The following is a 2,272-nucleotide window of genomic DNA, read 5'->3' on the forward strand; positions in this document are numbered from 1 at the left end:
GGAATGTTGTACGTCCCGCTCGGCCCCTCCATACGATTCAAGAACCACAGACGCCGCTGAGCGAACGACAACGGAACCCGCACCGGACGCACCATCGGCACCAACGCCACACGCCCACCCACCGACGAACCCACCACCCGCTCCGCCAACGCCACCACCGACTGCGCATCGAAGATGTCCCGGAAGGGGAGCTCGATACCGAAGGTGGCACGGACGCGGCTGACCAGCCGGGTCGCGAGCAGCGAGTGCCCGCCCAGGTCGAAGAAGCTGTCGTCGATCGACACCGAGGGCACACCCAGCAGTTCGCAGAACAGGTCGCAGAGCGTGCGCTCGACGTCGTTGCGGGGCGCGCGGGCCGTGCTGTGCGTCGGCTCGGGCAACGCCGCACGGTCGACCCGGCCGTCGGCGGTGCGCGGGAGCGCGTCGAGCACGACCCAGTGCGCGGGCACACAGTGGCCGGGGAGCAGGGCGGCGGCGTGGGCGCGCAGCGCCGCGGCGTCCGCCGGAGCCGCCGGAGCGGTGGGGACGTGGTACGCCACGAGGGCGGGTTCGCCCGTGGGGCCGGGACGCACGGCCACGGCCGCGGCGGCCACGCCGGGGTGCGCGCTCAGCACCCGCTCGGCCTCGGCGGGTTCGACACTCCTGCCGTCGAGGGTGAGCCGGCCGTCGGTGCGGCCCAGGAGCTCGACCGTGCCGTCCCGGGTGAACCGCGCCAGGTCACCGGTGCGGTACAGCCGGGAACCGGGCGGGCCGTAGGGGTCGGCGACGAACCGCTCCGCGGTCTGCGCGCCCCGGCCGAGGTAGCCGTGCGCCAGCTGGACCCCGCCGAGGTAGAGCTCTCCCGGGCTGCCCGGGGGCAGGGGCAGGAGATTGGCGTCGAGCACGAAGGCGCGGGTGTTCCAGACGGGGCGGCCGGCGGGCGGGTACGTCGCGGCGTCCTCCGGCCCGGCGGTGAGCGCGAGGGCGTCGGACGACGCCTCCGGGGGCCCGTACAGGACATGGAGCTCCGCTCCGGGCAGGGCCGCACGCAACCGCTCGGCCAGCCCGGCGGGCAGCGGCTCGCCGCCGCACAGCACCCGGCGCAGACCGGTGCAGCGCGCCGCGTCCGGCTCGGCGAGGAACGCCTCCAGCGCGGACGGCGTGAGGGGCAGCGTGGTCACGGCCTCCTCCCGCACGAGCCCGGCCAGTGCGGCGGCGTCGTCGCCGGGCGGCGCGACCACCTGGGCGGCTCCGGCAACCAGGGGTGCGAGCAGCTCCCGGACCGAGGCACCGGGGTCCGACCGCCCCGTGAGGAGGATCCGGTCGTCCTCGTCGAGCCGGCAGGTGTCCGCCGTCCACAGGAGGCGGTTGACGAGGCCCCGGTGCGGGAGGAGCACCCCGCGGAGCTCCCCGTCCGGGCCGACGGTGTGGATCAGATACGCCGGGGAGTCCGGCAGCGGCCCCGGCAGCACGGTGGAGGCGGGAGCCGCCTCGTGGCCGTCGCCACCGGTGAGCAGGACGGCGGAGCCCGGGGCGGCCCTGGTCAGCACGGACCGCCAGCCCTCGGTGGTGATCACCACGGCGGGCGGCGCGTCGTCCAGGACGGCACGGATCCGCCCGGCCGGGTGCTCCAGCTCCACGGGCAGGCAGACCGCACCGGCGCGCAGCACCGCGAGGTGCGCCACGGTGAGGTCGGCGGAGCGGGGGACGGCCACGGCGACGACGTCACCCCGGCCCACGCCTCGCGCGACGAGGAGCGCGGCGAGCGCGGTGGAGCGCGCCTCCAGCTCCGCGTAGCTGAGCCGGGCGTCGTGGGCCGCCACCGCGAGGCCGCCGGGTGTCCGCGCCGCCCGCGCCGCGAAGAGCGCGGTGACCGTCTCCGGCTCCGGGCCGGTCTCCGTGGCCGGGGGCAGCTCCAGGGTCCGGCCGGTGTCGTTCCACCCGGTCAGCAGCCGCTGCCACTCCCGCGGCTCCAGCAGATCCAGCTGGCCGATCGGCATCGCAGGATCGGCGGCCCCCAGGGACAGCAGACGCACCAGGCGCCGGCCGAGGTCCTCGACGGTCTCCTCGTCGAAGAGGTCCGCGCTGTACTCGACGGTGAGTTCGATGCCGGCGGGGCCGCCGTCGGGACCCGTGCGCTCGACGAAGTTGAACCCCAGATCGAATTTCGCCGCACCCCCCTCACCATCCAAGGGACACGCCACCACACCCGGCAGATCCAGCGACGCCACCGCATTGTTCTGCAACACGATCATCACCTGGAACAACGGATGCCGCGCCAACGACCGCGCCG

Annotated in this window: 1 protein-coding gene; it reads right to left on the reverse strand. The window is 75.4% G+C overall.

Annotated features, from left to right (window positions below):
• Nucleotides 1-2,228 (reverse strand): amino acid adenylation domain-containing protein (locus ACFY8O_RS34410; RefSeq protein ID WP_387909351.1); only part of this gene is annotated, 2,228 nt, incomplete at its 3' end.
• Nucleotides 2,229-2,272: the final 44 nt, after the last annotated feature.

The sequence above is a fragment of the Streptomyces argenteolus genome (assembly GCF_042902585.1).
In the GTDB taxonomy this organism is placed as follows: Bacteria; Actinomycetota; Actinomycetes; order Streptomycetales; family Streptomycetaceae; genus Streptomyces; species Streptomyces argenteolus.